Source organism: Roseobacter sp. S87, from assembly GCF_055693285.1.
On the sequence record NZ_JBVFTR010000004.1, the window covers coordinates 2128849 to 2155127 of the forward strand.

The window sequence follows — 26279 nt, forward strand, 5'->3', positions numbered from 1 at the left end:
GACACGCAAAACTGAAAGCCGGACACCATGAATTCACCTGATCTTTCAGCAAACACTCCGAATAATGAGGAAAGTGACGCGCTCTGTCTCGCCAACGCACGGCTTGTTCTGAACGACAGCCTGCTGACCGGCAGCGTGCACCTGCAGAACGGGCAGATCTGTGACATCCGGGAAGGCACCACGGTACCGCCCGGAGCCGTAGACTGTGGGGGCGATTACGTGCTGCCGGGCCTCGTGGAACTGCACACAGACAATCTGGAACGGCATATTGAGCCCAGGCCTGGGGTGGACTGGCCCCACATGCCTGCGCTTTTTGCGCATGATGCTGAACTCGCGTCGACCGGCATCACAACTGTGTTCGATGCTTTGCGGGTTGGCTCTATACTCAACAGCACGACACGCTACGGTGCCTATGCACGCCAGATGGCCGGTGAAATCCTGGCAGCCCGGCAGTCCGGTCACCTGAGGATCAGCCATTACCTGCATCTGAGGGCAGAGATCTGTTCTGAAACCCTGCTGCAGGAAATGGCGGAGTTCGGCCCGGAAGACCGCATCGGCATTGTCAGCCTGATGGATCATACGCCCGGTCAGCGGCAGTTCAGCGATCTGGATGTCATGAAAGCCTATGTGGCCAAAAAACGCGGGCTGTCGGATGCGGAATTCACGCGCCATGTCGCACACCTGCGCGAACTGCAGACGAAATACGGCGCAAAACATGAAGCAGGTGCAGTGGCTGAGGCGCGGCGCTATGGCGCTGCTTTGGCCAGTCACGATGACACGACAGCGGATCAGGTCAGACAATCGGCCACCAACGGAGTGAATTTTGCGGAGTTCCCGACAACCGAGGAGGCCGCACAGGCCTGTGCGGAGGCCGGCATTGCCGTGATGATGGGAGCGCCCAATATCATTCGCGGCGCGTCACATTCCGGCAACGTCTCGGCCCGGGAACTGGCCGGGGCCGGTCTGCTGGACATCGTTTCTTCGGACTACATTCCCTCTGCCCTGCTTTTGTCGGCCTTCCATCTGGCGGACATCTGGCAGGATCTTCCCCGTGCTGTCCGGTGTGTCACCGACAACCCCGCAAAGGCCGCGGGCCTGACAGACCGGGGCAGAATAGAGGCCGGGCTGCGCGGTGATCTCGTGCGGATCAGTGCCAGCGGACCCACGCCACGCATACGCGGTGTCTGGAGCCAGGGGCACAGAGCGGCATGATTTCGCTCCGGAAAGCCTTGCCCGCAACACTATGTGCGCCAGGTTGAAGCGCGGAATGACAGTTCAGCTGACACAAAGATGACGGCAGCCGTGTACAAACCCATCATGGCCGTGATGTTGTGCGGCCTGAGCGCCCCGGCAGCAGGAGACCCGGCTTTGGAATTTACCCCCTCATGGGAATATGTCGCGGACAGTGTCATGGGCGGGGTTTCTGCCGGACGTGCCGAGGAAACCACAGTGGACGGACGTCCTGCCATCCGGCTGACGGGCACGGTTTCAACCGAAAACAACGGCGGGTTCATCCAGATCGCTTTTGACACGGAAACAGGCTCCGGACCCTTTGACGCCTCCGCCTGGCAGGGCATTGAGATTGACGTGCAGGGCAATTCAGAAACCTATGACATCCGGCTCAGAACCGATCAGCTGCGCAAGCCCTGGCATTCCTATCGCGCATCGTTCCGGGCTGACCCTGACTGGTCCAGTATCCGGGTGCCGTTTTCAGATTTTGAACCTCACAGAACAGATATCACCTTTGACCCTTCGCGGTTGCGGCGCATCGGCATCCTCGCAATCGGGCGTGAGTTTCAGGCCGACATCGCAGTTTCAGGCATAAGGCTTTACCGATGAGCAGGCAGTCAGATCCCCGGCAAAAACGACAGGTCGCGATTATTGGGTATGGTGCCATTGGCGCCGAAGTCAGCAACAGGCTGCAGGAAGACCCGGATGTGACGCTGGCGGCTGTTCTGGTCCGGCCCGCGAGGGTCGCTGAAACCCGGGCGTTGCTTGGCCCTGGCGTGTGCGTTGCGGCAAGTCCCGAAGAGTTACCCGGCGATATAGATTTTGTCCTGGAATGTGCAGGGCACGCAGCCGTACATGATGTCGCGCCGCGTGTCCTTCACCGGGGCATTGATGTGGGCATACTTTCCGCAGGTGCTCTGGCGGACCCCGCTACGCTGGACCAGCTGCAGACAGCCGCACGCGCGGGACATGCGCAGGCGTCGGTCCTGCCCGGTGCGATCGGCGGGATTGATGCTCTTGCGGCAGCGCAGGGCGGTATCGACAGTGTGGAATATTCCGGACGCAAAGCACCACAGGCCTGGCAGGGAACGCCGGCCGAGGACATGTGCGATCTTGCGACCCTCGAAAAACCAGAAGCGTTTTTCACAGGCTCCGCCCGAGAAGCGGCCCGTCTGTTTCCGAAAAATGCCAATGTGGTAGCGACGGTTGCACTGGCTGCGGTCGGGTTTGACCGCACCCGGGTGACGCTGATTGCAGATCCGGGCGCAACAGCGAACACACACCGCATTCAGGCAGAGGGACCAGCCGTTGCAGTGGACTACAGCACGACCGGGAAACCTCTCGCATCAAACCCGAAAACTTCGGCACTGACGGCGCTCAGCGCGTTACGGGCATTGCGCAACCGCGGGCGTCTAATCCGTATCTGAAAAGGTCAGAACAGGCGCATCCAGTCGAGCGTTTCATGCGTGGGCTGTTTTGGTTTGTATTCCGCCCCAAGCGGGCGTGCGTAGCCCAGTGCCGCAAGATGCTCAAAGATATGGGCATAGCTGATCTCACCATGATCGGGCGTACCCCTGTCCGGCACCGAAGCGAACTGGATGTGGCCGATCACAGGCATCAGCCGCGTCAGCCTGTTCGTCAGGTCCCCTTCGTTCAGCTGCACATGGTAGCAGTCAAACATCAGTTTCAGGTTGCCCGCGCCAACACGCGCGATGATATCTGAGGCCTGATCTGTGGAGCTCAGGAAATACCCGGGCGCATCGTAACCGTTCAGTGGTTCAATCAGGATTGTCTGCCCATGCGCGCCTGCGCGGCTGCAGGCATATTTCAGGTTTTCCACAAAAGAGGCATCTGCGGCAGGACCGGAGGCAAAACCTGCCATCACATGCACCGCGCCGGCGCCGATCTGCTGCGCGTATTCCACGGCCTGATCAATGGCGGCACGTGCCTCCCCCTCGCGGCCGGGCAGGGCTGAGAGGCCGTTTTCGCCGGCGGCAGTATCCCCGCGCACAGTATTGAGCCCCAGCATCGGTAAACCGGTTTCATCCAGCGCGTCGCGCACGTCACGGGCATCGTGCTCATAGGGCCAGTGGCACTCCACGGCGTCAAATCCGGCAGCATGGGCTGCACGGATGGCATCAGCGAGCGGCAGATCCGCCCAGAGAAACCCAAGGTTGGCTGAGAATGCTGTCAATCGTCCCACTCCACATCAAAGCGGCTGACCAGCCCGCTGACCTGCTCCTGCGTCAGCATTCTGGCATCAATTCCCCGCATCATAATGGCCAGCCGCGCCGTGTCTTCCAGTTCTTCGATGGCGTTGCAGGCGGCCTCCACGTCTTTTCCCGCCACGACCGGCCCATGGTTGGCGAGCATCACGGCAGAGCGTTTTCCGGCCAGACTGCGCACGGCGTCGCCCATGGCCGGATCCCCCGGCATGAAGAAAGGCAGCAGCTTTACCCTACCCAGCTTCATGATTGCGTAGGGTGTCAGCGGTGGCAGAAAGTTGTCCTCGTCGGCATCCGGCATCATCGACCAGGCCACTGAGTGGCACGCATGCAGATGCACCACGGCCCCGGCAGTACTGCGCGTCTCGTAGAATGCGGAATGCAGGGGCATTTCCTTGGTCGGCGGGTCCCCGTCGATCAGCCGGCCGGAGGCGTCGAACCGGCTCAGCCGGGCCGGATCAAGCCTGCCGAAACTTGTGCCCGTGGGTGAAACCAGCAGACCGCCATCAGACGTGCGGGCCGAGATATTTCCGGTGCTGCCGCCTGTCAGCCCTCTGTTGAACATCGAGGCTGCCAGAGTGCAGATCAGTTCGCGCAGTGCAGTTTCAGAACTCATGAGCAAGGGTCATAGCAGGTTCGCCCGGCCACACAATGGTCCGCCGGTCCTGTCACAGCTGGTGAAAGCGGTGCTGGCGCAGCAGTGCGATCAGCATCTTACCCGCATCTGTCCGGTGCGCGTGGTGAATGGCGCGGGCAGTTTCCGCGTCGCCGGCCCGGATCGCTTCCAGGACACCCCGGTGGTCCTCGTGCGATTTCACCGGTGCAGGGCGCATGTACAGAGTCATGGCGCGGGCCCGCCGCACCTGATCTGCCATCATCGCGGTGATCGCCTCAATACGGCGGTTGCCGCCCAGTCGCACAAGTTCTGTATGGAAACGTTCATCTGCGTCAGCCCAGGCCTGCCGGTCTTCTGACTGCAATGCGGCTTCCATGTCCGCTATGCTGCGCTCCAGAGGTTCCAGGTCCCGTTCCGCGGGCGGGACCGAGGCTGCGCGGGATGCTGCGAGCGCTTCAAGCTCGGTCAGTATGTCGTAGATCTCCTGCATGTCTTCCGGCGAGACAGGCAGAATCCGGATACCGCGCCTCGGCCTGACCTCGACCAGGCCCTGCGCTTCAAGCATCAGTGCGGCTTCACGCACCGGCGTGCGTGACATCCCCAGGCGCTCCGCCAGTTCTGTTTCCAGATGATCGGAACCCGGGGACAGTTCGCCTGCAAAAATCAGCCGCCTCAGCTCCCCCACAGCGCGGTAGCTGTTGGACTTTTCCCTGAAATCATTTGGCGGCCCGAAAATCATAGCGTAACCTTACGCCCGTTTTCTGCAGAAGCGTAGATGGCATCCCGCACAGCGATAACCGTCAGGTAGTCTGCTGCAGTGTTTTCAGGTCCCGTGCCGTTTCTCAGACAGTCGACGACGTGGGATTGCAGATGCAGTACGCAGTCACCGCCAAAGCCTGTGGACCGATCCGGCCCAAGTAAAATGTCTGTATCATTGGCCCCGAAAGCCCGGAAGGAAACACTTCCGTCTCCCAGCAGTGTGAGGCAGCCCCCGGTCCCTTCGAATGTTGCATCACCCATCGTACGGCGACGGTTTTCAGCGACATGGTCCGCCAGCCGGTTTCCGTCAAAAACGGTGCGCACCCCATCCGGATGGTCGAAGAGAACCATACCGGCGTCCTCGCCCGCAATCACCGGGTTGATCTGGCGCAGGTCAGCATAGACTGCGGTTGGATCGCCGAACAGAAACCGGAACGTATCAATCCAGTGCACACCTGTTTCATGGATCAGAAAGTGTGGCATCTGCTGGAAATATGGCTGGCGGTCCAGATAGGCATCCGGTCCCTGACCATCGCCCGGGCGCAGCCGGAAGGTAGCCTGCATCGGGGTGCCGATCCGACCGGAGTCGATCTGTTCACGGATGAAACGATACCAGGGCATGAAACGGAAGTTCTCATGCACCACGAGGGTTACACCGGCGGCATCCGCTTCGGCGGCAATGGTTCGGGCTTCCTCAAGGTCGCGGCAAAACGGTTTCTGGCAGATGATCGTGCCGACACCTGCAGCGATTGCCATCCGCACAGAGGGCGCATGCCCCGGCGGAGGAAGAATGATGTCCAGGACATCCGGAGTTTTCGCGGCAAGCAGTTCGGCCAGGCTGCCGAATGCTGGCAGCCCCGTCGCTTGTGCGGCGGCAATGTTCAGGTCGGCGGATGCGACGACTTCCACCCCTTCAATCCGGCTCCAGGCATCATAGTGAAACTGGCTGAAATAACCCGCCCCGAGGCAGGCAACGCGGATCGGGCCGGAAGCGTTCACAGGCCAAGTTCAGCGGCCACAGCAGCCGCTGCCTGTTCTGTTGTGGCCTGTCCGCCAAAGTCTGCTGTCAACACCTGCCCTCCTGAGATTACCCGCTCGACCGCCTCGCGCAAAACACGGCCATCTTCGCGCAGCGCAGGCGCCTCGGAGCGGACGCCCAGCCATTCCAGCATCATAGCAGCCGAAAGGATCATGGCCATCGGGTTCGCAATCCCCTGCCCCGCAATATCCGGAGCAGAACCGTGGCATGGCTGAAAAACCGCATGCTCGAGTCCGATATCCGCCGACGGCGCGACCCCCAGCCCGCCCATAAGGCCCGCTCCGAGATCCGACAGGATGTCGCCGAACATGTTTTCCGTCACGAGAACATCAAAATCCCAAGGTTTCAGCACAAACCAGAGCGCCGTGGCATCCACATAGGCGTGGTCCGCCTGCAGATCCGGGTGTTTTTCAGCCTCTGCATCAAAAAGCGCACGGAAATAGGCGAAGGCGCGGAACACGTTAGCTTTGTCCACGCAGGTGACCCGCCCCGGACCACGTCCCGCGGCGCGGCGTTCACGGGCCAGCCCAAAGGCAAACGTAAAGAGCTTTTCCGAGATATCGCGGGTGATCAGAAGCGTTTCGCGCGCTTCGTTCTCGCTGACTTCGCCACGACCCTGCGTATGAAACAGCCCTTCGGTACTTTCGCGGATCAGAACGAAATCGACTTCCTTGCCGGACGGCAAGTTCAGCGGTGTACGCTGCCCCGGAAATATCCGAACCGGCCGCACACCGGCAAACAGGGTCAGCTCTTTGCGCAGATCGATCTGCGGCGAAATTTCGGTGCCATCCGGATAGCGAACAGAAGGCAGACCCATCGCAGACAACAAAATCGCGTCGGCCGCGCGCGCCGCATCAAGCGAAGCAGATGGCAGGGATTCCCCGGTTTTAGCATAGTGCGCAGCCCCCGCCGGCACCGCATCAAAGCTCAGCCGGTAGCCGCTCCTGGCTGCCAGCGCCGCAAGGATTTCAACGGTCGGCCGCGTGATTTCCGGCCCGATACCGTCGCCCTCAAAAACGGCAACCTTAAAACTCGACTTCATCTGAACTCCTGACTGCCCGGGTATTAAAAAGGTCTTTACACTTTAACGTATACATTAAAAAATGCAATAATAAATTCACAATATCTGACACGGTAATCTTGTCCGGCGCCCACCGGACGGTGCAAAGTCAGAGGCAACCAACGCCCGGGAAGGACAGATATGTACGCTGTTACCGTCACCTTTGAAATTTCACCGGGCAGAATGCCCGATTTTCTGCCGCTGATGTATGCAAACGCATCAGCATCCCTTTCGGATGAACCTGGCTGCAGGCAGTTTGACGTCGCGACCGACCCCGGGCGTCCGGAAACTGTTTTTCTTTATGAGATCTATGACAGCGAGGCGGATTTTCAGACGCATCTGACGCTGCCGCATTTTGTGAAATTCGCTGCAGAAACCGATCCTATGGTTGCTGCCAAATCTGTTACAACCTGGTCGGATGTCCGCCAATGAGTACCTGGGAAGTTCACGCCGTAAAATACGCTGACCGGAACAGCCGTACCCGCCGGGACAGCTTTATCTTCGATGATAACCACGATGCGCCCCACCCGATGGACTACTTTATGTGGCTGCTGCGGTGTGGCCCGAGGACCATTCTTGTCGACACCGGTTACGATGACGCCGAAGCTGCCAGCCGGGACCGCCCGATCCGTCTGGATCCGGTCACGGCGCTTGCCCCGCTGGGCATTACGCCGGAGGCCATAACAGATGTCATCGTGACCCATCTGCATTACGATCACGCGGGCGGCCTGCATCTGTTTCCGAACGCCCGCCTGCACATGCAAGCGGCGGAAATGGCTTACGCGACCGGTCCCTGCATGTGTCATGACACGCTCCGGATGCCGTTCACCGCCGGGCATATCTGCGAAGCCGTGCAGCGGCTTTACTCCGGCAAGGTGATCTTCACGGACGGGGATGCAGAGATCGCTGACGGGGTCACCGTTCATTGCATCGGCGGGCACAGTCGCGGCCTTCAGGCCGTACGTGTACGTACGGAAAAGGGTTGGATGGTGCTGGCCTCAGACGCTGCGCACTACTATGAAAACTTCGTCGCGAGGAAACCCTTTCCGATCGTTGTCGACCTGCAGAACATGCTGGACGGGTTCGATACGCTGCTGCGTCTAGCCAGCAGACCGGAACTGATTGTGCCCGGGCATGACCCCATCGTGTGCGAGGTTTTCGCGCCCGGCGCTGCCGATCACATCCGGCGGCTGGATCCCGGTCCGCAACGCCCTGTTCCCGGCCTTTCATGAGTGCAGCCTGCGCGACCTGCTGAAAAAATGTGCAACCTTCCGCAAATTGCGCCAGAAAGTTAAAAGAAATTGGTCAAACCCGGAGCCGCATGGGAAGGTCTGCTGATCCTCTAATGCCTTCCGGAGCGGCCTCTCGTGCTGATGTCCACGCCTACTCATCTTGACCAGCCCCGCGCCATTGGAGAGGCCGGCATCTCAGTCAGGGCGCGGAGCGGCAAGACTGTCATTGACACTCTGCGGCAGGCCGGTGCGCTCAAAGTGCTTTTCCCGCGCAACCGGCGGGATGTTGAAGCCGTTCTCGTTAACACGGCTGGTGGTGTTACCGGGGGCGACCGCTTCGCGACTGCAGCTGAAGCAGCGATCGGCACACATCTGACAGTCACAACCCAGGCAGCTGAACGTGCCTATCGTGCGCAGGAAGGCCAGACGGGTCAGATTGTGAACCGCCTCGAAGCCAAAGGCGACGCAACGCTTCACTGGCTGCCCCAGGAAACCATTCTGTTTGACGGCGCCGCACTGTCGCGGGACCTGCAGGTCGATCTGTCCGGCGACGCCCGGTTCCTGATGGTGGAGCCTCTGATTTTCGGACGTCGGGCCATGGGCGAGGATGTGCGGAGCCTTTCCTTCACAGACAGGGTCGAGGTGCGGCGCGCGGGCAAGCCGCTGTGGGTCGACGGGCTGCGTTTTGCCGGCGATACCGCAGCACAGCTCGACCGCCCCGCTGTTGCCGGCGGTGCCCGCGCGATGGCAAGTATTCTCTGGGTGCACCCCGCCGCCGAAGGCGCGCTGGACCTTGTGCGGGAAATTGCAGGCCCCACCGGCGGCGCGAGCCTTCTGGCGCCCGATGTTCTGGTCTGCCGCATTCTGGCCGACGATGGTTTTCGCCTGCGCCAGTCGCTGGTGCCCCTGCTCGACCACCTTTCACAAGACAAACTGCCAAAATGCTGGAGACTCTGACTTATGCAGCTGACCCCAAGAGAAAAAGACAAACTGCTTGTGGCAATGGCCGCAGAGGTCGCGCGCAGGCGGCTCGCCCGAGGTGTGAAACTGAACCATCCTGAGGCTATCGCCCTTATCACAGACGCTGTTGTCGAAGGCGCACGGGATGGACGGTCTGTCGCGGATATGATGGAGGCCGGCGCGCATGTCATCACCCGCGAACAATGCATGGAAGGAGTGCCGGAGATGATCCATGACGTACAGGTCGAGGCCACTTTTCCAGACGGCACCAAACTGGTGACCGTACACAACCCGATCCGCTGAGGAGGCCCCATGATACCCGGAGAGATCATCACCGCCGAAGGTGACATCACCCTTAATGAGGGCACCGAAGCGATCACGCTGATGGTTGCCAACACAGGCGACCGGCCCGTGCAGATCGGCAGCCATTATCACTTTGCCGAAGCCAACAGCGCGCTGGAATTCGACCGTGACGCAGCACGTGGCTTGCGGCTGGACATCGCGGCGGGCACGGCTGTGCGGTTTGAGCCCGGCCAGCGGCGCGAAGTTAATCTGATCCCGGTGTCGGGCGCGCGGCGCATTTACGGTTTCAACCAGCAGATCATGGGGGACCTCTGAGCCATGGCAACCAGCATCTCACGCGACAATTACGCAGCCATGTTCGGGCCAACCACCGGTGACAGGGTGCGCCTGGCGGACACCGATCTGATCATTGAGGTCGAAAAAGACCTGACAACCTACGGCGAAGAAGTGAAGTTCGGCGGCGGCAAGGTCATCCGCGACGGTATGGGCCAGTCGCAGGTGACGCGCGAAGGCGGCGCCGTGGACACGGTGATCACCAATGCACTGATTGTGGATCACACAGGCATCTACAAGGCCGACGTGGGTCTGCGGGACGGGCGCATCGCCAGGATCGGCAAGGCTGGCAACCCGGATACTCAGCCAGGCGTCGACATCATCGTCGGCCCCTCGACCGAGGCCATTGCCGGTGAAGGGCGTATCCTGACGGCAGGTGGTTTTGACAGCCACATCCACTTCATCTGCCCGCAACAGATCGAGGATGCGCTGCACTCGGGCGTGACCACGATGCTGGGCGGTGGTACCGGCCCAGCGCATGGCACGCTGGCCACGACCTGTACGCCTGGGTCCTGGCACATCGGGCGGATGCTGCAGTCACTTGATGCCTTTCCGATGAATTTCGGCATTTCAGGCAAAGGCAACGCCTCGCTTCCGGAAGCGCTTATTGAAATGGTCGAAGGCGGCGCCTGCGCGATGAAACTGCACGAGGACTGGGGCACGACCCCCGGCGCCATCGACTGCTGTCTTTCGGTCGCTGATGACATGGATGTGCAGGTGATGATCCACACCGACACGCTCAATGAAAGCGGGTTTGTCGAAAACACCGTGGCGGCCATCAAGGGGCGGACCATTCACGCATTCCATACAGAGGGAGCGGGTGGCGGACACGCGCCGGACATCATCAAAATCTGCGGGGATGCCAATGTGCTCCCCTCTTCCACGAACCCGACCCGGCCCTTCACCGTCAATACGCTCGAAGAGCATCTCGACATGCTGATGGTCTGTCACCATCTGGACAAATCGATCCCCGAGGACGTGGCCTTTGCGGAAAGCCGCATCCGCCGCGAGACGATAGCTGCCGAAGACATCCTGCACGATATGGGCGCCTTTTCGATCATCGCGTCCGACAGCCAGGCCATGGGGCGTGTGGGCGAGGTGCTGATCCGAACCTGGCAGACCGCCGACAAAATGAAGAAACAGCGCGGGCGCCTTTCAGAGGAAACCGGCGAAAACGACAACCTGCGTGTCCGTCGTTATATCTCGAAATACACCATCAACCCGGCCATCGCCCACGGTATCAGCCACGAGATCGGCAGCATTGAAGTCGGCAAACGTGCCGACCTCTGCCTGTGGAACCCGGCGTTTTTCGGGGTGAAACCGGAAATGGTTCTGATGGCCGGCACAATTGTCTGCGCCCAGATGGGGGATCCGAATGCGTCGATCCCGACACCACAGCCGGTCTATACCCGTCCGATGTTTGGCGCTTTTGGCCGTTCGGTTGAACGCTCTGCGGTGACCTTTGTCAGTGCTGCGGCTGAAGCCGCCGGTATTGGCGACAGGCTGGGTCTGGCCAAGGATGTTGTCGCCGTGAAAGGCACGCGCGGGATCGGCAAAAAGGACCTTTTGCTGAATGATCACCTGCCTGAGATCGAGGTAAACCCCGAAACTTACGAAGTACGCGCGGACGGCGAATTGCTGACCTGCCAGCCGGCAGAGGTTCTGCCCATGGCGCAGCGCTACTTCATGTTCTGAGGGCACATCCCATGCAAACAGCACAAACAATTGTACATCATTCTGACGCCGCAACCGATGAGGTCAACCTGGACTATGATGGCCGTTTTCTGCGGCGCAAGGTTCTGACCACACAGTCAGGCCAGCAGATTCTTGTCGATCTGCCACGTACAACATCGATCGGCCATGACGATGCGCTGCAGACAGCAGACGGCAGGCTGATCCGCGTTGTTGCGGCGCCTGAACCACTGCTGGAAATCCGCGGTCACGATCTGCACCGCATTGCCTGGCATATCGGGAACCGCCACACGCCCTGTCAGATTGAGGCCGAAAGACTGCTGATCCAGCAGGACAAGGTCATGGCCGACCTGCTGACCAGGCTCGGCGCAGAGGTGCGCGATGTGACAGAGCCATTCACGCCCGAAGGCGGTGCCTATGGCCACGGGCGTACGCACGGCCACGATCATTCCGCCACGCACGGACCGGACGGACATCACCACCACGATCACGCGCACCCCCATGAACACTGACATTCTGACCCTGATGCAATGGATGTCGCCGGGATTCCCCGTCGGTGCCTTTGCCTACAGTCACGGACTGGAGGAGGTGATCGCTTCGGGCACGCTGCAGACATCTGCTGATCTGCGCCTGTGGGTCAGCGATATTCTCACTGACGGCAGTGGCCGGAGCGATGCCACGCTTCTGGCCAGAGCCTGGCGCGATACTGAAACTTCCGGTGAAACGGATGACATCGCGCGGGCGCTTGCGGCGGGGTCTGAACGGCTGACAGAGACATGTGATCAGGGGGCCGCTTTCGCGCGAACGGTCGACGCGATCTGGGAAACCAGTGTCGGGGGTCGCACGTATCCGGTCGCGGTTGGCGTTGCAGCGGCCCGGCAGGGTCTGCCGCTGGACCTGACCACCGGAGCCTATCTGCATGCTTTTGCGGCCAACCTGATCAGTGCCGCGGTGCGGCTTGTACCGCTTGGTCAGACCGAGGGGCAGGCAGTTCTGGCCTCGCTTGAGCCGCTCATCCGCACCACGGCTGAAGAGGCCGCCGCCGAAGGTGCTGCACTCTGGTCCAACTGTATCGCAGGGGACATCGCTGCGATGCGCCACGAAACTCTCTACTCAAAGGTGTTCCGCACATGACTTCCCTGAATGGCCCGCTGCGTATCGGCATCGGCGGCCCTGTTGGCGCCGGTAAGACCACACTGACCGCTGCACTGGCGCGCGCGCTGTCTCCCGATCACTCGGTCGGGGTCATTACCAACGACATTTATACCCGCGAAGACGCAGACGCGCTGCTGCGCCTGCAGATCCTGCCCCAGGACCGGATTATCGGCGTGGAGACAGGCGGTTGCCCGCATACTGCTATCCGCGAGGATGCCTCAATCAACCTTGCTGCAGTCGACGAGATGCAGAAACGGCATCCCGACATCGAGGCGATCCTGATTGAAAGCGGCGGTGACAATCTCAGCGCCACCTTCTCGCCTGAACTGGCGGACGTGACGCTTTACGTTATCGACGTCGCAGCCGGAGAAGAGATCCCGCGCAAGGGCGGCCCTGCGATTACGCGTTCGGATATCCTGATCATCAATAAGACGGACCTTGCCCCCCATGTCGGCGCTTCGCTTGAGGTGATGCAGCGGGATGCCACCAGAATGCGTGCCGGGCGCCCGTTCGTCTTCTGCGCGTTACGGCATGGTGAAGGCGTCAGCGAGGTCATCACAGAACTGCGCGCGATTTCCGGTCTTGGCCTGACAGCACCCGCCGCGGAATAACGGGCCTGCGAAGTCACTCAGTCTGACGCACAGGGTTGCCCTGCATTGCCCCATATCCGGAGATCTCGGATATGGATATCAAGGTTGTATGGCGCGGGTTCGCGCCCGCCCCCGGCGACCAGGCCCAGTGCAGGATCACATCGTGGTCAAGGTGGTCTGCCAGCTCCTCGACCGTGCGGCCACCGTTGCGTTCCGGGTCACGCAGTTGCCGGCAGACGTCGTCGCTGCTTTGCCCGAACCAATGGGCCTCGACGGGGGCGAGACGCCAGGCATCTGCCACCTGAGGCGCGGAATGTGGCGTATCGTTGGACGCAGTTTCGCTGGTAACATGGCAGGTTCTGCAGGGGATGAACTCCGCGCCGATCCGGCTCTCGCCCGCGCGGATGTTCATGCCATGTACACGGGTCTCGCCATAGGATGGTCCGGACCACATCGGCCGGTCAGACGGGCCTGTATGACAGTTTGCACATCTCGGGTGGGAGACAACTTCAAAAATTCTGTCCCAGGCCGCAAGTCCGTCAGTCTTGCTGCCCAGGATCTCCTCGGCTGACACCATGCCTGGCAAGAGCAGTGCCATTGCCACCGTACGTATCATGATCCGTTCAGCGCCCTCGCCGCCGACCGCACCGCAGCCCGGATACGCGGATAGGTGCCGCACCGGCAAAGATTCCCGCTCATGGCAGCGTCGATATCCGCATCTGACGGGTCCGGCACCAACTCAAGAAAGGACGCCGCCTGCATGATCTGGCCACCCTGACAATATCCACATTGTGCGACCTGATGCGCGATCCACGCCTGCTGCACCACCTCCAGTGTTCCGGAGGGGGCAGGTGTTTCGATCGTGGTCACGTCGCCATCAACATCCGCAATGGCCAGCTGGCACGACCGCACCGCGATGCCATCCACGTGAACGGTGCAGGCTCCACACTGCGCGATACCACAGCCATATTTAGGGCCGCTGACACCCAGTGTATCCCGCAACACCCACAGGAGCGGCATGTCTGCCGCGACATCCACTTCATGAACAGTCCCGTTGACTGTGAGCTTCATCTGGCCGCCCCTCTGATCAGGCCGTCAGGATAAGACGGCAGAGGGCGCGCTTCAACGATGACGCAGTGTCGCCCCGGATCAGAATTCGACAACGGCGCGGATTGATTTGCCTTCATGCATCAGGTCAAAGCCGTGGTTGATCTCTTCAAGCTTCAGCTTGTGCGTGATCATCGGGTCGATCTCGATCTTGCCGTCCATGTACCAGTCCACGATCTTTGGCACATCCGTGCGTCCCTTGGCCCCGCCAAAGGCCGTACCGCGCCAGACACGCCCGGTGACCAGCTGGAACGGCCGTGTCGATATTTCGGCTCCGGCCGGCGCGACACCGATGATAATGCTCTCACCCCAGCCTTTATGTGCCGCTTCAAGCGCCGTGCGCATCACGTTCACATTGCCGGTCGCGTCAAAAGTATAATCAGCACCGCCACCCGTCAGCTCGACAAGGTGCGCAACCATATCGCCGTCCACCTTCGACGGGTTCACAAAGTCGGTCATGCCGAAGTGACGGCCCATTTCCTGTTTGTCGTCATTAAGGTCAACGCCAACAATCTGGTCCGCACCCGCGAGCTTCAGGCCCTGGATTACATTTAGACCAATGCCGCCCAGGCCAAACACAACACAACGCGATCCGATCTCGACCTTGGCGGTGTTGATCACTGCACCAATACCGGTTGTCACACCGCAACCGATGTAGCAGATCTTGTCGAAGGGCGCGTCCTTGCGGACCTTGGCAAGTGCGATCTCAGGCACAACAGTATGGTTCGCGAAGGTCGAGCAGCCCATGTAGTGGTGGATGGGAGTGCCGTCGAGCATTGAGAACCGCGTCGAGCCATCCGGCAATAGGCCCTGACCCTGTGTGGCACGCACCTTCTGGCAAAGATTGGTTTTCGGGTTGAGACAGTATTCGCATTCGCGGCATTCCGGCGTGTAAAGCGGGATCACATGATCTCCGACCTCAAGCGATGTCACGCCCTCTCCGACCTCGACAACAACACCCGCGCCCTCATGGCCGAGAATAGCAGGAAAGATGCCCTCCGGGTCATCACCGGACCGGGTGAACTCGTCAGTATGACAAAGCCCCGTTGCCTTGATTTCGACCAGGACCTCGCCGGCGCGCGGACCTTCGAGGTTAACCTCCATAATCTCAAGCGGCTGACCGGCGGCTACGGCTACGGCGGCACGGGTTCTCATCATGGCGGGGTCCTCTTTCTGAATGTGTTGCGTCAACTCAGAAGCACAGAGGCCCTTGATGTCAAGCCCGGTGACTACCGTGACGGCGCAACAAGAGACGCCCGGCGCACAAAGGTGGTATCCAGCGTGACCGAGCCCCCTGCGTCCTCACCGCTGAGGCACCCGAGCAGAAGCCGTGCCGTTTCCCGCCCTATCCCGTCCTGCGGGACACGCACAGTCGTCAGGGCCGGTGTCACAACACGCGCCAGCCCGATGTCATCGAAACCCACAAATGACATCTGGTCCGGCAGCGAAATACCAAGCTCCCGCGCGGCCACCATGCCACCTGCGGCCAGCGCATCGTTGCCACAGATGACAACTGTCGGCGCCTCCGGTGCTGACATGATTTCCCGGAAAGCGTGACCACCTTCGTCCAGCAGATAGTCGGCCTCCGCAATATGCGTAATCCGCGCGCCGCTGCCAAAGGCTTCGACGGCTGCCACCACGCCATCCCTGCGCGCCCGTGCGCGATCGTTGCCCTGTGTGCGGCCACTGATCATCGCGACCTTCCGGTGCCCGAGTGTCAGTGCATGGTATGTGGCCCCAGCCGCCGCTTTCCCGTTGTCAAAGCCTACAAAGCGTTGACCCCTGCGGGCTGTGTTGCTCCATGCGATGATGTAAGGGACCCGCCGTTTTTCAAGAAAAGACCAGGTTTCGTCGGGGCGTTCATTGCCGATCAGCATGAGGCCATCCGCGCCATGAGCCACCAGTGATTTGATCGCCGACAGTTCCTGTGACGGGTCAAAACCTGTGGTCGCGACCAGCAGGTTTACACCCGCTCCGGTGAGCGCTTCCTGAAATGACTGGAGTGCGTTGGCAAACATCGCGTTTGCCATCGACGGAATGACAGCACCGACCGTATTGGCGCGACCGGAAGCCAGCGCGCGGCCGCCGAAGTTTGGCGTGTAGCCAAGCGCCTCGATCGCCTTCTCAATCCGGTCGCGCGTTTCTGGTGCGACTTTGCCCGGTGTGTTCAGAGCACGCGAAATACTGGCAGTCGAAACACCTGCCATTTTTGCAACATCTTCCAGCGTGGGCGCGGGCATGGCCTTGTTCCTGAATTGGACGCTCCGATCACAATGGGTTTCGGGCAGCGCACATCAAAAAAATTAACACCTCATGTGTAAGCGCTTGCATTGATCTGTGCAAGCGCTTACACGATACGCAACACCGGAAGAATCCACCGCGGCAGAATTGCGGTGCCCTGCCGGAACAACTGCACGACCTGGGAGGCACAGACATGGCCCGTGACTATCTGAAAAAAGCAACAAAGACGGCAATGACCGACGCAAGCGATGTGCGCGAGACCGTCATGGGCATTCTCGCAGACATCGAAGAAGGTGGCGACGAAGCCGCGCTGCGCTATGCCGACAAGTTCGACAATTACAAAGGCAGCATCCTTCTGAGTGAGGAAGAGATTGACGCGGCCAGCCGGCAGGTATCGCAAAAGCTGAAAGACGACATTGCCTTTGCGCATGACAACGTGCGGCGCTTTGCGGAAATCCAGAAATCGACGATGACGGACGTTGAACTGGAAGTCGTGCCGGGCCTGATCGCCGGACAGAAGGCAATCCCGGTGCGAGCCGCAGGGTGCTATGTCCCGGGTGGCCGTTACAGCCACATCGCCAGCGCGATCATGACAGTGACAACCGCCAAAGTAGCGGGTTGCCAGCACATCACAGCCTGTTCCCCGCCCCGCCCGGGCGTCGGGATCGCACCGGCCATCATTTATGCGGCAAATCTTTGCGGTGCGGACAAAATTCTGTCGATGGGCGGCGTTCAGGGCGTGGCTGCAATGACGTTCGGCCTTTTCGGTCTGCCCAAAGCGGACATTCTGGTGGGCCCCGGCAACCAGTTTGTGGCTGAAGCCAAACGGATTCTGTTCGGCCGCGTGGGCATCGATATGATTGCGGGCCCGACCGACAGCCTGATCCTGGCTGATGAAACGGCCGACCCGTTTATCGTCGCCACTGATCTCGTGGGACAGGCAGAGCACGGATATAACTCGCCCGTCTGGCTGGTGACAGATAATCGCGCTCTTGCCGAAAAAGTCATGGACATCGTGCCCGGCCTGATCGCTGACCTGCCGGAACTGAACCGCGCCAATGCAGAAGCCGCATGGCGCGACTATGCCGAGGTGATCGTCTGCGCCGACCGCGAGGAAATGGCAGCCTGTTCAGATGATTATGCGCCTGAGCACCTGACCGTGCAGGCCGAAGATCTGCCATGGTGGCTCGACCGGCTGCAGTGCTACGGCTCGCTCTTCCTTGGCGAGGAAACAACCGTCGCGTTCGGGGACAAAGCCTCAGGCACCAACCACGTTTTGCCGACATCGCAGTCTGCGAAATACACAGGCGGCCTGTCGGTGCACAAATACATGAAGATCGTGACCTGGCAGCGGGCCACGCGCGAGGGCGCAAAACCTGTCGCCGAAGCTACCGCACGGATTTCGCGGCTGGAGGGCATGGAAGGACACGCACGCACCGCCGATGCGCGCCTGCACAAATACTTCCCTCAGGAGAACTTCGACCTCTCCGCGGCTGACTGATCCGATGAGCGGCTTGTTTGATGTCAGTGGGCGCGTGGTCTGCGTGACCGGCGCCAGCAGCGGGCTGGGTCGCCAGGCCGCTGCACTCCTCGCCGGTGCCGGTGCCCGCGTGGTCGGCGTCGCCAGGCGTGCGGATGCACTGGCTGAATGGGCGCAGAGCGCGGATGGCGAAACGGCCTGTGTGACCGGCGATCTCGCTGACCGCTCTGCCATCGCTGACATTGCGCGTGCGGCCGCCGAGCCTTTTGGCGCGCCGGACATCCTGATCAACGCGGCCGGTATCAACACGCGGCAGAATGCCGATGAAGTAACAGACGACGGCTGGGACGTAACACTCAACCTGAACCTCGCCGCGCCTTTCTTTCTGGCGCAGGCTATGGTGCCTGGCATGAAAGCCCGCGGCTGGGGCCGCATCATCAACTTCGCCTCGCTGCAGTCGCGGCGTGCGTTCGCAAACGGGATCACTTACGGCGCGTCCAAAGGCGGCGTGGAGCAGATGACCCGCGCGATGGCCGAAGCCTGGTCTGGCCAGGGCATCACAGCTAACGCTGTAGCACCCGGGTTTTTCCGCACCGAACTGACCGGCCCGGTTTTTGCAGATCCGGTTCTGGCGCAACGCAACGCCGATCAGACCTGTATCGGGCGCAATGGCGAGCCCAGCGATCTGGACGGACCTTTGATGTTTTTCTGCGCACCTGCCTCTGACTATGTCACCGGGCAGGTCCTTTTTGTGGATGGGGGGTTCACCGCGAAATGAAGGCTCTGGTTTACACTGACGTCGAACAGCTCACCTATCAGGAACGGCCCATGCCCGTGCCTGCCGGGGGAGAGCATCTGGTCCGCATCGAAGCCTCCGGGATCTGCGGCTCAGACATGCATGCTTTTCTGGGACATGACGCCCGCCGCCCTGCCCCGCTGACCCTTGGGCACGAAGCTGCCGGGGTCATTGTTGGAGGCCCGCGCGATGGTGAGCGCGTCACCATCAATCCGCTGGTTGCCTGCGGAACCTGTGAGTTTTGCCAGACCGGCCGGGAAAATCTGTGCCCGAACCGTCAGATCATTTCCATGCCGCCCCGTGAAGGTGCTTTTGCCGGCTACGTCGCAATGCCGGAACGCAATCTGATCTCCGTCCCGGAAGGCACCGATCTGCGGCATGCCGCGCTTGCTGAACCGATTGCCTGTGGCTGGCACGCCGTGCGCCTCGGGCGCGCCGTTCTCGGCGGTGACCTGACCGGACGGACCTGTGTGGTCATCGGTGGCGGCGCCATTGGTGTGGGCGCTGCGCTGTCGCTGAAGGCACAGGGCGCTACCGACATCTCGCTGATTGAGCCGAATGAAGTGCGCCGCACGCGTCTGGCCGGTGTCGAGGGTTTTGCAACCTTCGCGCCCGGCGATCCCGACGGACCCGCGGATGGCACTGCCGACCTGATCGTCGACGGTGTGGGTTATGCCGCCACCCGGGCTGCTGCCAGCGCGCTGGCAAAACCGGGGGGTGTTATCACGCACATCGGTCTTGGCGAAGATACCGGTGGTCTGGACGTGCGCCGCATGACCCTTCAGGAAATCACCTTCATCGGCACCTACACCTATACCCCGCAGGACTTCCGCGAGACGGCTGAGGCCATCTTTGATGGTCGGCTGGGCGCGCTTGACTGGATCGAGACCCGCCCGCTCGCCGACGGTCAGCAGGCCTTCCTCGATATCCGGTCCGGTGTGGTCGCTGCCCCCAAAATTATTCTGATCCCCGAGCACGAGGAGTAACCAAACGTGTCCATCAGTTCAAAAATTGTGGACGATTTCGTCGCCGAGGGCGTCGATTTCATCACAACAGTTCCCTGCAAACAGCTTGCCGGCGTCATCGACCAGGTCGAAGAACGGCCCGAGATCTTCCACATCCCCTCAAACAAAGAGGATGAAGGAATGGGGCTGTGCGCCGGTGCATTCATGGGCGGGAAAAAGCCAGCAATCATCATGCAGAACACAGCGATCGGCGTCACGATCAATACGCTGGCAACGCTCACACAATACTACCGCATGCCGCTGCCGATGCTGATCTCCTATCGTGGTGAACTGCGTGAGCCGGTGGCCTGTCAGGTGGAAATGGCGGTACACACCAAGGCGCTTCTGGATCAGATGCTGATCCCGACGTTCCATTTCCATAAGGAATCCGACGCAGACGAGCTGCCGGAAATCCTGAAATATACCTTTATGTGCAACAAACCTGTGGCCATCCTGACGGATGCGTCCTTCTGGGGAGGCTATGGCGACCAATGATCCGTTCTGAAATTCTGCGCGAAATCGCGCCCATCCTGCGTGACAAACTCGTCGTCTGTAACATCGGCATTCCCAGCCAGGAACTGCATGCCATCGACGATCAGCCAACCAATTTTTACATGCTCGGCACCATGGGGCTGGCAAGCTCTATCGGCCTTGGTGTTGCACTCGCACAGTCCAAACCGGTCATCGCCATTGACGGTGACGGGTCGATCCTGACCAACATGGGCACCCTGCCCACTATCGCCAACAATGTGGCCGACAACTTCATCCTGATGATCATCGACAACGGCTCCTACGGCTCCACCGGTGACCAACCGACCTACACCGGCAAAAAGACCGACCTGGCTGCCATGGCGCGCGCCGCTGGCTGCGAGAACGTGGTCGAAGTGCAGGATGTCGACACCGGCGAAGCGCTCCAGGCGGCACTCGACAGCGGTGAGATGACGGTGATGGTCGTCAAATGCGACAGCGGCAATGCCAAGATGCCGGTTATCACGATGGATCCGGTCATCATCCGTGACCGCTTCATGAAATCCATCCAGGCATAAGAACCCATGGGAGGGGCGAATGCCATCCACTCCTATGCGGATGCGCGGCGCCTGGCGCGCCGGCGTCTGCCGTGGATGGTATTCGACTATATAGACGGGGCAGCCGGAGAAGGCGTGGCCGAAGCCCGCACTCTGGCTGCCCTGCGCGACATCACCCTTGACCCGCGCGTGCTGGTCAATGTGACGGACCGGGACATCGGTACAACGGTGTTTGATCACGAAGGCACAGTGCCGTTCGGCATCAGTCCGATGGGCATGTGTAACCTGTCCGGCCCCGGAGCAGACATTATGCTGGCGCGGATTGCCGCAAAGCACCAGGTCCCCTGTGGCGTATCGACTGTGGCCTCTACCTCTCTGGAGACAATGATCGAGGAGGCAGACGGACACGCCTGGTTCCAGCTCTATTTCTCCGGTGACGGCAGCGGCACGACAAAACTCGTGGAACGGGCCAAAGCCGCCGGATACAAAACTCTGATCATGACGCTCGACGTGCCCGAGGTGGGGCGGCGCCCACGCGAACTGCGGCGCGGGTTTAAAATGCCGTTCCGGATCGGCCCGATGCAGTTCATCGACTTTGCCCTGCACCCCCGCTGGTCAATTTCCAGCCTGATTGCCGGGGCACCGGATCTGGCGAACTTCAAAGCGCCCGGTTTTACCTTTGACCGCACCGAAAGCCGCGCGCTGGCAGATTGGGACTTTCTGAAGCGTCTGCGGGATCAGTGGGACGGTAACCTCGTGGCGAAAGGTGTCACCCATGTGGGCGACGCTTTGCGCCTGCGCGACGAAGGCATTGATGCCATCCAGGTGTCCAGCCATGGCGGCCGCCAGCTGGACAGCGCACCGCCTCCGATCCTGGCACTGCGGGCGATCCGGGACGCCATCGGCCCCGACTATCCGCTGTTCTATGACACGGGCCTGCGCTCCGGCGAGGACGTTGTCAAAGCCTATATGATGGGCGCGGACTTCGTATTTTTCGGGCGCGCAATGCAGTTTGCAATTGCCGCCGGTGGCCGGGACGGGCTGGATGCTTTCTGGAAACTGGTTGCAGATGAAGCAAGCCTGACACTTGCGCAGATGGGGCGTGTCACCATGCCCGGAGCCGGCTCACGCTTCTGATTGTCCCGTTGGCTCGCTGTCGCTGCAACGGATCACGTTGAACCCTGCTTTCCAGCCTCACAAACACGTTTCGGTCAGTTCAGCGCCCGGTTGGAGGCCGCGATATTGACAAGTCCGGAGTGCGCCGGCCAAAAGGTGCACCGCCTGCGGCTGGTTGAAAGGATGCACCATGAAGCTTCGCGATACGCACCATTACCCCTCCCGGCGTTCTGCTGTCACAGCTGATAATGTGGTCGCCACATCACAGCCGCTTGCCGCCCAGGCAGGGCTCTCCATGCTCGCCAGGGGCGGCAATGCCGCGGATGCCGCTGTTGCGGCCGCCATCACACTGACGCTGACGGAACCCACGGGGAATGGCGTCGGCTCTGATGCTTTTGCGATCCTGTGGGATGGCAAAGAACTGCACGGGCTCAACGCCTCGGGCCGCTCACCGGCAGGCTGGACACCAGAACGGTTTGCCGGGCGGGATGAAATGCCCTTTCATGGATGGGAGAGCGTAACCGTTCCAGGTGCCGTTTCGGCCTGGGTTGCCGTGTCGGAACGCTTTGGGAAACTGCCTTTTGCAGACCTGTTTGCCCCCGCCATCGCCCTGGCAGAAAAGGGATTTCTCGTCACACCGAAGATTGCCACCCTCTGGGCGCGCGCTGCGGAACAGCTGAGTGATCAGCCAGGGTTTTCCGAGACTTTTCTGCGCGATGGCAAAGCACCTGCGGCAGGTACACGTTTCCGGAATGCGCCTCTTGCGGGAACACTTCGGCGGATCGCCGAAACGAACGGGCGCGCCTTTTATGAAGGTGAGCTTGCACAGGCCATTACATCTTTCGCCGCGGAACATGGTGCCGCCCTCAGCATGGAAGACATGGCTGCGCACGAGGCAGACTGGTGCGGCACCATCAGCCGGTCGTTCGCAGGCACAACCCTGCACGAAATCCCGCCTAACGGCCAGGGAATCGCTGCACTGATGGGCCTTGGTATTCTTGAACATACGAAGGTCTGTGACCTGGACGCCGATGATCCGCTGGCGTTCCACCTGCAGATTGAAGCCATGAAACTGGCTCTTGCAGATGCCGAAACGTATGTCGGTGACGCGGACCACATGCACGACGTCACGCCCGGTCACCTGCTGGATGACCGGTACCTCGCGTCGCGCGCAGCGCTGATCGACCCTGCTCGCGCACAGGATTTCGGTGCAGGCGCACCAAAACACGGTGGCACGGTCTACCTGACAGCGGCGGATGCATCGGGCATGATGGTCTCCTTCATTCAGTCGAACTACGCCGGTTTTGGCTCAGGTGTTGCGGTTCCCGGCACGGGCATCCATCTGCAGAACCGCGGCGCCGGTTTCTCGCTGGATCCGGCGAGCCAGAACCGTGTCGGTCCGGGCAAACGGCCATTTCACACGATCATTCCGGGATTCCTGATGGGACCGGACGGCCCGCTGATGAGCTTTGGTGTCATGGGTGGCCCGATGCAGGCGCAGGGACATGTTCAGATGGTACTGCGCACACAGGTCTCGGGACAGGATCCGCAGATGGCGGTGGACGCGCCACGCTGGCGTGTTACCGAAGGCCTCGGTGTCGCAATCGAAGATACGATGCCCGAACCAACCCTGACCGCGCTGCGGAAAATGGGGCATGAAATTTCGCTGGAAACACCAGACAACGCCTTTGGATTTGGCGGAGCACAGCTGATCTGCCGTCTGCCGGACGGCGGCTACGCGGCAGGTTCGGACCCCCGCAAGGATGGTGCGGCTGTCGGTTTCTGAGCTGACGCAGTCATACAGGGCAAAGGCCGCTGTCAGCGCAGCGGCCCCGCACCGGTCACCACCTCAGATAATAGCGCCCCGCACTTTAGCGGACACCCATTCGCTGATCACGACAGCGGCCAGAATGACGATCAGGATCAGGCTCACCTGCGGCCAGGCCAGAACGTTCAGCGATGCCGAAAGCTGCAGGCCGATCCCACCGGCACCCACAAGACCAAGCACGGTCGATTCCCGGATGTTGATGTCCCAGCGGAACACCGCGATACCGGCAAAAGCAGGCAGAATCTGCGGCACAATGCCGTAAGCCATGACCTGCCACCGTGACGCGCCCGTTGCGGTTATCGCCTCGACCTGCGTCTGATCAATCTCTTCAATCGCCTCATAGAGCAGCTTGGCACAGAACCCGATCGACCTGATGGCAATGGCCACAACGCCCGCAAACACACCCGGCCCGATGATGGCGATCAGAAGCAGTGCCCAGATCAGCGAGTTGATCGACCGTGTGGAAACGATGATAAGCAGCGCAATGGGACGCACAAAAAGTGCCGAGGGTGTCGTGTTCCGGGCTGCAAGAAATGCCACTGGCACAGCCAGGAAAAGCGCAATGATCGTGCCGAGTGTTGCGATGTTCAGCGTGTCCCAGATCGGGCGGCCCAGCTGACTGATGTATTCCCAGCGTGGCGGGGTCGCGCGTGTCCAGATGTCTTCGGCAATACGCGGCGCATCCCAGACGAAAAACCATGTCGTCGATTCAGAGATACGCTGCCAGCAGACGACAAAAACAGCGACCCCGACAAGCCAGCCAAACCAGCGTACGAGGCTCTCGCCGGTCGTCCGCCTGCGCCACTCCTTGACGCCGTTCTGATCAAGCACCGGCATTACTGCACCCTCGCCCGGATGATCCCGGACAGATATTCAAGCGCCATCACGATACCGATGATCAGGATCAGGATCGCTGCTGCTGTGTCGTATTCATAGCGATCAAAGGCCGTGTTCAGCGTGGCCCCGATCCCACCCGCCCCGACAAGACCCAGAATTGCACTTTCGCGGAAATTGATATCGATGCGGTACATGGACAGACCAACAAGGCGCGGCATGACCTGGGGCTGCACACCATAGTTGATCCACTGCATCCAGCGCGCGCCGGAGGCACGCACCGCTTCGGCCTGAACGCGGTCCATCGACTCGATGTCCTCGGCGAGCAGCTTGGACAGAAACCCGATGGTCGCAAACGACAGGGTCAGGAAGCCGGCAAGAGGCCCGAACCCAAAAATAGCAACCAGAAGGATCGCGACGATGATTTCCTGCAGCGCACGGCTGATCGCAACGATTCCTCGACAGATGAGATAGATCGGCAATGGCGCAATGTTACGCGCGGCCCCCAGACCGATGGGAATGGAAATGAGAATGCCGACCACGGATGCCGCAACGGTCATCACGATGCTTTCCAGCAGCCCGCTCCAGATGTCCCCTGCCCGCGACACAAAGTCCGGCCGGGTAAAAGCGAGCACGAACTGCGCCCCCCGGTCGAGCCCTTCGTAGACACGGGCCCAGTTGACTTCGATGGTCGAGAAAGCTGCCACGAAATACGCGGCCGCACCCGCAATGAGTACCCAGCGCAACGCCGGATTGGTGATAAAGGCGGGTTTGCGCCAGGGCGTGCCCAGCTTGTCCTCAAGACGTACGGCGCTCATTCTGCTGCCTCTGCATCTTCGTCTTCATCCACCTTCTCGATGGTCGCTTCCCAGTCTTCCTCGCCATAGATTTCGGTCAGCTTGTCCGGGGTCAGGCCCGTGGGTTTGCCGTCATAGACGATTTCTCCGAACCGCAGCCCGACGACACGCGGCACAAACATCTGCGCCAGCGCCACGTCGTGAATATTGATGATCGCTGCCAGTCCACGCTCTTCGCACAGCTCAGTGATCAGGCGCATAATCTGGCGGCTTGTTTTGGGATCCAGGGATGCGGTCGGTTCGTCCACCAGAAGAAGCTTGGGGTTCTGGATCAGCGCCCGGCAGATGCCGACACGCTGTCGCTGGCCGCCCGACAGTTCATCAGCGCGTTTGTCTGCCATGTGCAGCAGGCCAACGCGGTCCAGCAGCCGAAACGCCTCGTCCACGTCTGCCTGTGGGTACTTCCGCAGGAAACTGCGCCAGAAACCGACATAGCCCAGCCGGCCGGACAGCACGTTTTCCATGACGGTCAACCGTTCAACCAGTGCGTATTCCTGAAAAATCATGCCCATTTCGCGACGGGCGCGGCGCAGAGCGCCGGCACCGAGCGTGGTCAGATCCACATCGTCTAGCTTGATTTCACCACTCGTCGGCTCGACCAGCCTGTTGATACAGCGGATCATCGTGGATTTACCCGCACCGGACGGTCCGATCAGCGCCAGCACCTGGCCTTTGGGGACTTCCAGATCGATTGCTTTCAGGGCCTGGTCGCCTGTTTTATATGTTTTGGTCAGTTTGCTCAGACGCAGCATCAGATGCCCTCAGAAAGAGAGATCGGCAGGCCCGTAAGAGCCTGC

Annotated in this window: 31 protein-coding genes; 19 read left to right on the top strand and 12 right to left on the bottom strand. The window is 60.7% G+C overall.

Translation table 11 applies throughout. From position 1 onward, the window contains the following. The first annotated feature begins 27 nt into the window (after nt 1–27). From ACZ1HA_RS11390 to ACZ1HA_RS11400, 3 genes are all read left to right on the top strand, one after another. Entirely contained in the window at nt 28–1212 is a 1185-nt protein-coding gene (locus ACZ1HA_RS11390) for an alpha-D-ribose 1-methylphosphonate 5-triphosphate diphosphatase (protein ID WP_472713951.1), read from the top strand. Between the two features lie 156 nt (nt 1213–1368). Then, nucleotides 1369–1839: a CIA30 family protein gene (locus tag ACZ1HA_RS11395; RefSeq protein ID WP_472713952.1), complete on the top strand. Its 471-nt coding sequence runs from the start codon at nt 1369–1371 to the stop codon at nt 1837–1839. Then, nucleotides 1836–2657: an aspartate dehydrogenase gene (locus ACZ1HA_RS11400; protein WP_472713953.1), complete on the top strand. Its 822-nt coding sequence runs from the start codon at nt 1836–1838 to the stop codon at nt 2655–2657. Before ACZ1HA_RS11395 ends, ACZ1HA_RS11400 begins: the two co-directional genes overlap by 4 nt. Nucleotides 2658–2662: 5 nt before the next feature. On the opposite strand, the gene ACZ1HA_RS11405 is transcribed toward ACZ1HA_RS11400, so the two are convergent. Genes ACZ1HA_RS11405 through ACZ1HA_RS11425 form a run of 5 tightly spaced genes read right to left on the bottom strand, consistent with a single transcriptional unit; the run spans nt 2663 to nt 6911 of the window. Then, nucleotides 2663–3424: a hydroxypyruvate isomerase family protein gene (locus tag ACZ1HA_RS11405; protein ID WP_472713954.1), complete on the bottom strand. Its 762-nt coding sequence runs from the start codon at nt 3422–3424 to the stop codon at nt 2663–2665. Next, nucleotides 3421–4071 (bottom strand): 3-oxo-tetronate 4-phosphate decarboxylase, encoded by a 651-nt coding sequence (gene otnC, locus ACZ1HA_RS11410; protein ID WP_472713955.1) that lies wholly within the window; start codon nt 4069–4071, stop codon nt 3421–3423. The genes ACZ1HA_RS11405 and otnC overlap by 4 nt, the downstream gene beginning before the upstream one ends. A 52-nt stretch (nt 4072–4123) precedes the next feature. Then, the gene (locus tag ACZ1HA_RS11415) at nt 4124–4810 is read right to left on the bottom strand and encodes a GntR family transcriptional regulator (RefSeq protein ID WP_472713956.1); all 687 of its coding nucleotides are present in this window, start codon (nt 4808–4810) and stop codon (nt 4124–4126) included. Further along, the gene (locus tag ACZ1HA_RS11420; RefSeq protein ID WP_472713957.1) at nt 4807–5829 is read right to left on the bottom strand and encodes a Gfo/Idh/MocA family protein; all 1023 of its coding nucleotides are present in this window, start codon (nt 5827–5829) and stop codon (nt 4807–4809) included. The genes ACZ1HA_RS11415 and ACZ1HA_RS11420 overlap by 4 nt, the downstream gene beginning before the upstream one ends. Continuing rightward, nucleotides 5826–6911, bottom strand: a complete 1086-nt coding sequence (locus tag ACZ1HA_RS11425) for an isocitrate/isopropylmalate dehydrogenase family protein (RefSeq protein ID WP_472713958.1) — start codon at nt 6909–6911, stop codon at nt 5826–5828. The genes ACZ1HA_RS11420 and ACZ1HA_RS11425 overlap by 4 nt, the downstream gene beginning before the upstream one ends. Before the next feature lie 159 nt (nt 6912–7070). On the opposite strand from ACZ1HA_RS11425, the gene ACZ1HA_RS11430 reads away from it, so the two are divergent. The 9 genes from ACZ1HA_RS11430 (at nt 7071) to ureG (ending at nt 13215) form a co-directional block, all read left to right on the top strand. Continuing rightward, a complete protein-coding gene (locus ACZ1HA_RS11430; protein WP_375230421.1) occupies nt 7071–7361 on the top strand; it encodes a putative quinol monooxygenase in 291 nt (96 codons plus the stop codon). Further along, nucleotides 7358–8161, top strand: a complete 804-nt coding sequence (locus ACZ1HA_RS11435) for an N-acyl homoserine lactonase family protein (RefSeq protein WP_472713959.1) — start codon at nt 7358–7360, stop codon at nt 8159–8161. The genes ACZ1HA_RS11430 and ACZ1HA_RS11435 overlap by 4 nt, the downstream gene beginning before the upstream one ends. A 141-nt stretch (nt 8162–8302) precedes the next feature. After that, nucleotides 8303–9118, top strand: a complete 816-nt coding sequence (locus tag ACZ1HA_RS11440) for an urease accessory protein UreD (RefSeq protein WP_472713960.1) — start codon at nt 8303–8305, stop codon at nt 9116–9118. A gap of 3 nt (nt 9119–9121) precedes the next feature. Then, nucleotides 9122–9424 (top strand): urease subunit gamma, encoded by a 303-nt coding sequence (locus tag ACZ1HA_RS11445; RefSeq protein ID WP_375230418.1) that lies wholly within the window; start codon nt 9122–9124, stop codon nt 9422–9424. A 9-nt stretch (nt 9425–9433) separates the two neighbouring features. After that, nucleotides 9434–9739: an urease subunit beta gene (locus ACZ1HA_RS11450; RefSeq protein WP_472713961.1), complete on the top strand. Its 306-nt coding sequence runs from the start codon at nt 9434–9436 to the stop codon at nt 9737–9739. Between the two features lie 3 nt (nt 9740–9742). Next, entirely contained in the window at nt 9743–11452 is a 1710-nt protein-coding gene (gene ureC, locus ACZ1HA_RS11455) for an urease subunit alpha (RefSeq protein WP_472713962.1), read from the top strand. An 11-nt stretch (nt 11453–11463) separates the two neighbouring features. Beyond that, entirely contained in the window at nt 11464–11961 is a 498-nt protein-coding gene (gene ureE, locus ACZ1HA_RS11460; protein ID WP_472713963.1) for an urease accessory protein UreE, read from the top strand. Continuing rightward, complete coding sequence (locus tag ACZ1HA_RS11465) at nt 11951–12583, top strand: urease accessory protein UreF (RefSeq protein ID WP_472715326.1); 633 nt, start codon at nt 11951–11953, stop codon at nt 12581–12583. Before ureE ends, ACZ1HA_RS11465 begins: the two co-directional genes overlap by 11 nt. Beyond that, on the top strand, nt 12580–13215 hold the full coding sequence (ureG, locus tag ACZ1HA_RS11470; protein WP_472713964.1) for an urease accessory protein UreG: 636 nt from the start codon (nt 12580–12582) through the stop codon (nt 13213–13215). The genes ACZ1HA_RS11465 and ureG overlap by 4 nt, the downstream gene beginning before the upstream one ends. A 13-nt stretch (nt 13216–13228) precedes the next feature. Here ureG and ACZ1HA_RS11475 read toward each other — a convergent pair whose 3' ends face one another. The 4 genes from ACZ1HA_RS11475 to ACZ1HA_RS11490 form a co-directional block, all read right to left on the bottom strand. Continuing rightward, nucleotides 13229–13810, bottom strand: coding sequence for a hypothetical protein (locus tag ACZ1HA_RS11475; protein WP_472713965.1), 582 nt, complete (start codon nt 13808–13810; stop codon nt 13229–13231). After that, nucleotides 13807–14265 carry a (2Fe-2S)-binding protein gene (locus ACZ1HA_RS11480; protein WP_472713966.1) on the bottom strand — a complete coding sequence of 153 codons (459 nt, stop codon included), beginning with the start codon at nt 14263–14265 and terminating at the stop codon, nt 13807–13809. Before ACZ1HA_RS11480 ends, ACZ1HA_RS11475 begins: the two co-directional genes overlap by 4 nt. 78 nt (nt 14266–14343) lie before the next feature. Next, nucleotides 14344–15456, bottom strand: a complete 1113-nt coding sequence (locus ACZ1HA_RS11485) for an S-(hydroxymethyl)glutathione dehydrogenase/class III alcohol dehydrogenase (RefSeq protein WP_436399559.1) — start codon at nt 15454–15456, stop codon at nt 14344–14346. A 74-nt stretch (nt 15457–15530) separates the two neighbouring features. After that, the gene (locus tag ACZ1HA_RS11490; protein ID WP_472713967.1) at nt 15531–16541 is read right to left on the bottom strand and encodes a LacI family DNA-binding transcriptional regulator; all 1011 of its coding nucleotides are present in this window, start codon (nt 16539–16541) and stop codon (nt 15531–15533) included. Nucleotides 16542–16735: 194 nt separating this feature from the next. Here ACZ1HA_RS11490 and hisD point away from each other — a divergent pair, with 194 nt between their 5' ends. From hisD to ACZ1HA_RS11525, 7 genes are all read left to right on the top strand, one after another. Beyond that, complete coding sequence (gene hisD / locus ACZ1HA_RS11495) at nt 16736–18043, top strand: histidinol dehydrogenase (protein ID WP_472713968.1); 1308 nt, start codon at nt 16736–16738, stop codon at nt 18041–18043. A 4-nt stretch (nt 18044–18047) separates the two neighbouring features. Beyond that, on the top strand, nt 18048–18800 hold the full coding sequence (locus ACZ1HA_RS11500; protein WP_472713969.1) for an SDR family NAD(P)-dependent oxidoreductase: 753 nt from the start codon (nt 18048–18050) through the stop codon (nt 18798–18800). Further along, nucleotides 18797–19804 (top strand): alcohol dehydrogenase catalytic domain-containing protein, encoded by a 1008-nt coding sequence (locus tag ACZ1HA_RS11505; RefSeq protein WP_375230408.1) that lies wholly within the window; start codon nt 18797–18799, stop codon nt 19802–19804. Before ACZ1HA_RS11500 ends, ACZ1HA_RS11505 begins: the two co-directional genes overlap by 4 nt. A 6-nt stretch (nt 19805–19810) precedes the next feature. After that, a complete protein-coding gene (gene comD / locus ACZ1HA_RS11510; protein ID WP_375230407.1) occupies nt 19811–20317 on the top strand; it encodes a sulfopyruvate decarboxylase subunit alpha in 507 nt (168 codons plus the stop codon). Then, nucleotides 20314–20868, top strand: a complete 555-nt coding sequence (gene comE / locus ACZ1HA_RS11515; RefSeq protein WP_472713970.1) for a sulfopyruvate decarboxylase subunit beta — start codon at nt 20314–20316, stop codon at nt 20866–20868. Before comD ends, comE begins: the two co-directional genes overlap by 4 nt. 6 nt (nt 20869–20874) lie before the next feature. After that, on the top strand, nt 20875–21984 hold the full coding sequence (locus ACZ1HA_RS11520) for an alpha-hydroxy acid oxidase (RefSeq protein ID WP_472713971.1): 1110 nt from the start codon (nt 20875–20877) through the stop codon (nt 21982–21984). Nucleotides 21985–22153: 169 nt separating this feature from the next. Then, nucleotides 22154–23749: a gamma-glutamyltransferase family protein gene (locus ACZ1HA_RS11525; protein WP_472713972.1), complete on the top strand. Its 1596-nt coding sequence runs from the start codon at nt 22154–22156 to the stop codon at nt 23747–23749. Between the two features lie 63 nt (nt 23750–23812). Here the strand turns inward: ACZ1HA_RS11525 and phnE (ACZ1HA_RS11530) are convergent, their stop codons facing one another. The 3 genes from phnE (ACZ1HA_RS11530) to phnC are packed head-to-tail and all read right to left on the bottom strand — an operon-like array spanning nt 23813 to nt 26234. Then, nucleotides 23813–24628 (bottom strand): phosphonate ABC transporter, permease protein PhnE, encoded by an 816-nt coding sequence (gene phnE, locus ACZ1HA_RS11530; RefSeq protein WP_472713973.1) that lies wholly within the window; start codon nt 24626–24628, stop codon nt 23813–23815. After that, a complete protein-coding gene (gene phnE, locus ACZ1HA_RS11535; protein ID WP_472713974.1) occupies nt 24628–25443 on the bottom strand; it encodes a phosphonate ABC transporter, permease protein PhnE in 816 nt (271 codons plus the stop codon). Before phnE (ACZ1HA_RS11535) ends, phnE (ACZ1HA_RS11530) begins: the two co-directional genes overlap by 1 nt. Further along, complete coding sequence (phnC, locus tag ACZ1HA_RS11540; protein WP_472713975.1) at nt 25440–26234, bottom strand: phosphonate ABC transporter ATP-binding protein; 795 nt, start codon at nt 26232–26234, stop codon at nt 25440–25442. The genes phnE (ACZ1HA_RS11535) and phnC overlap by 4 nt, the downstream gene beginning before the upstream one ends. Nucleotides 26235–26279: the final 45 nt, after the last annotated feature.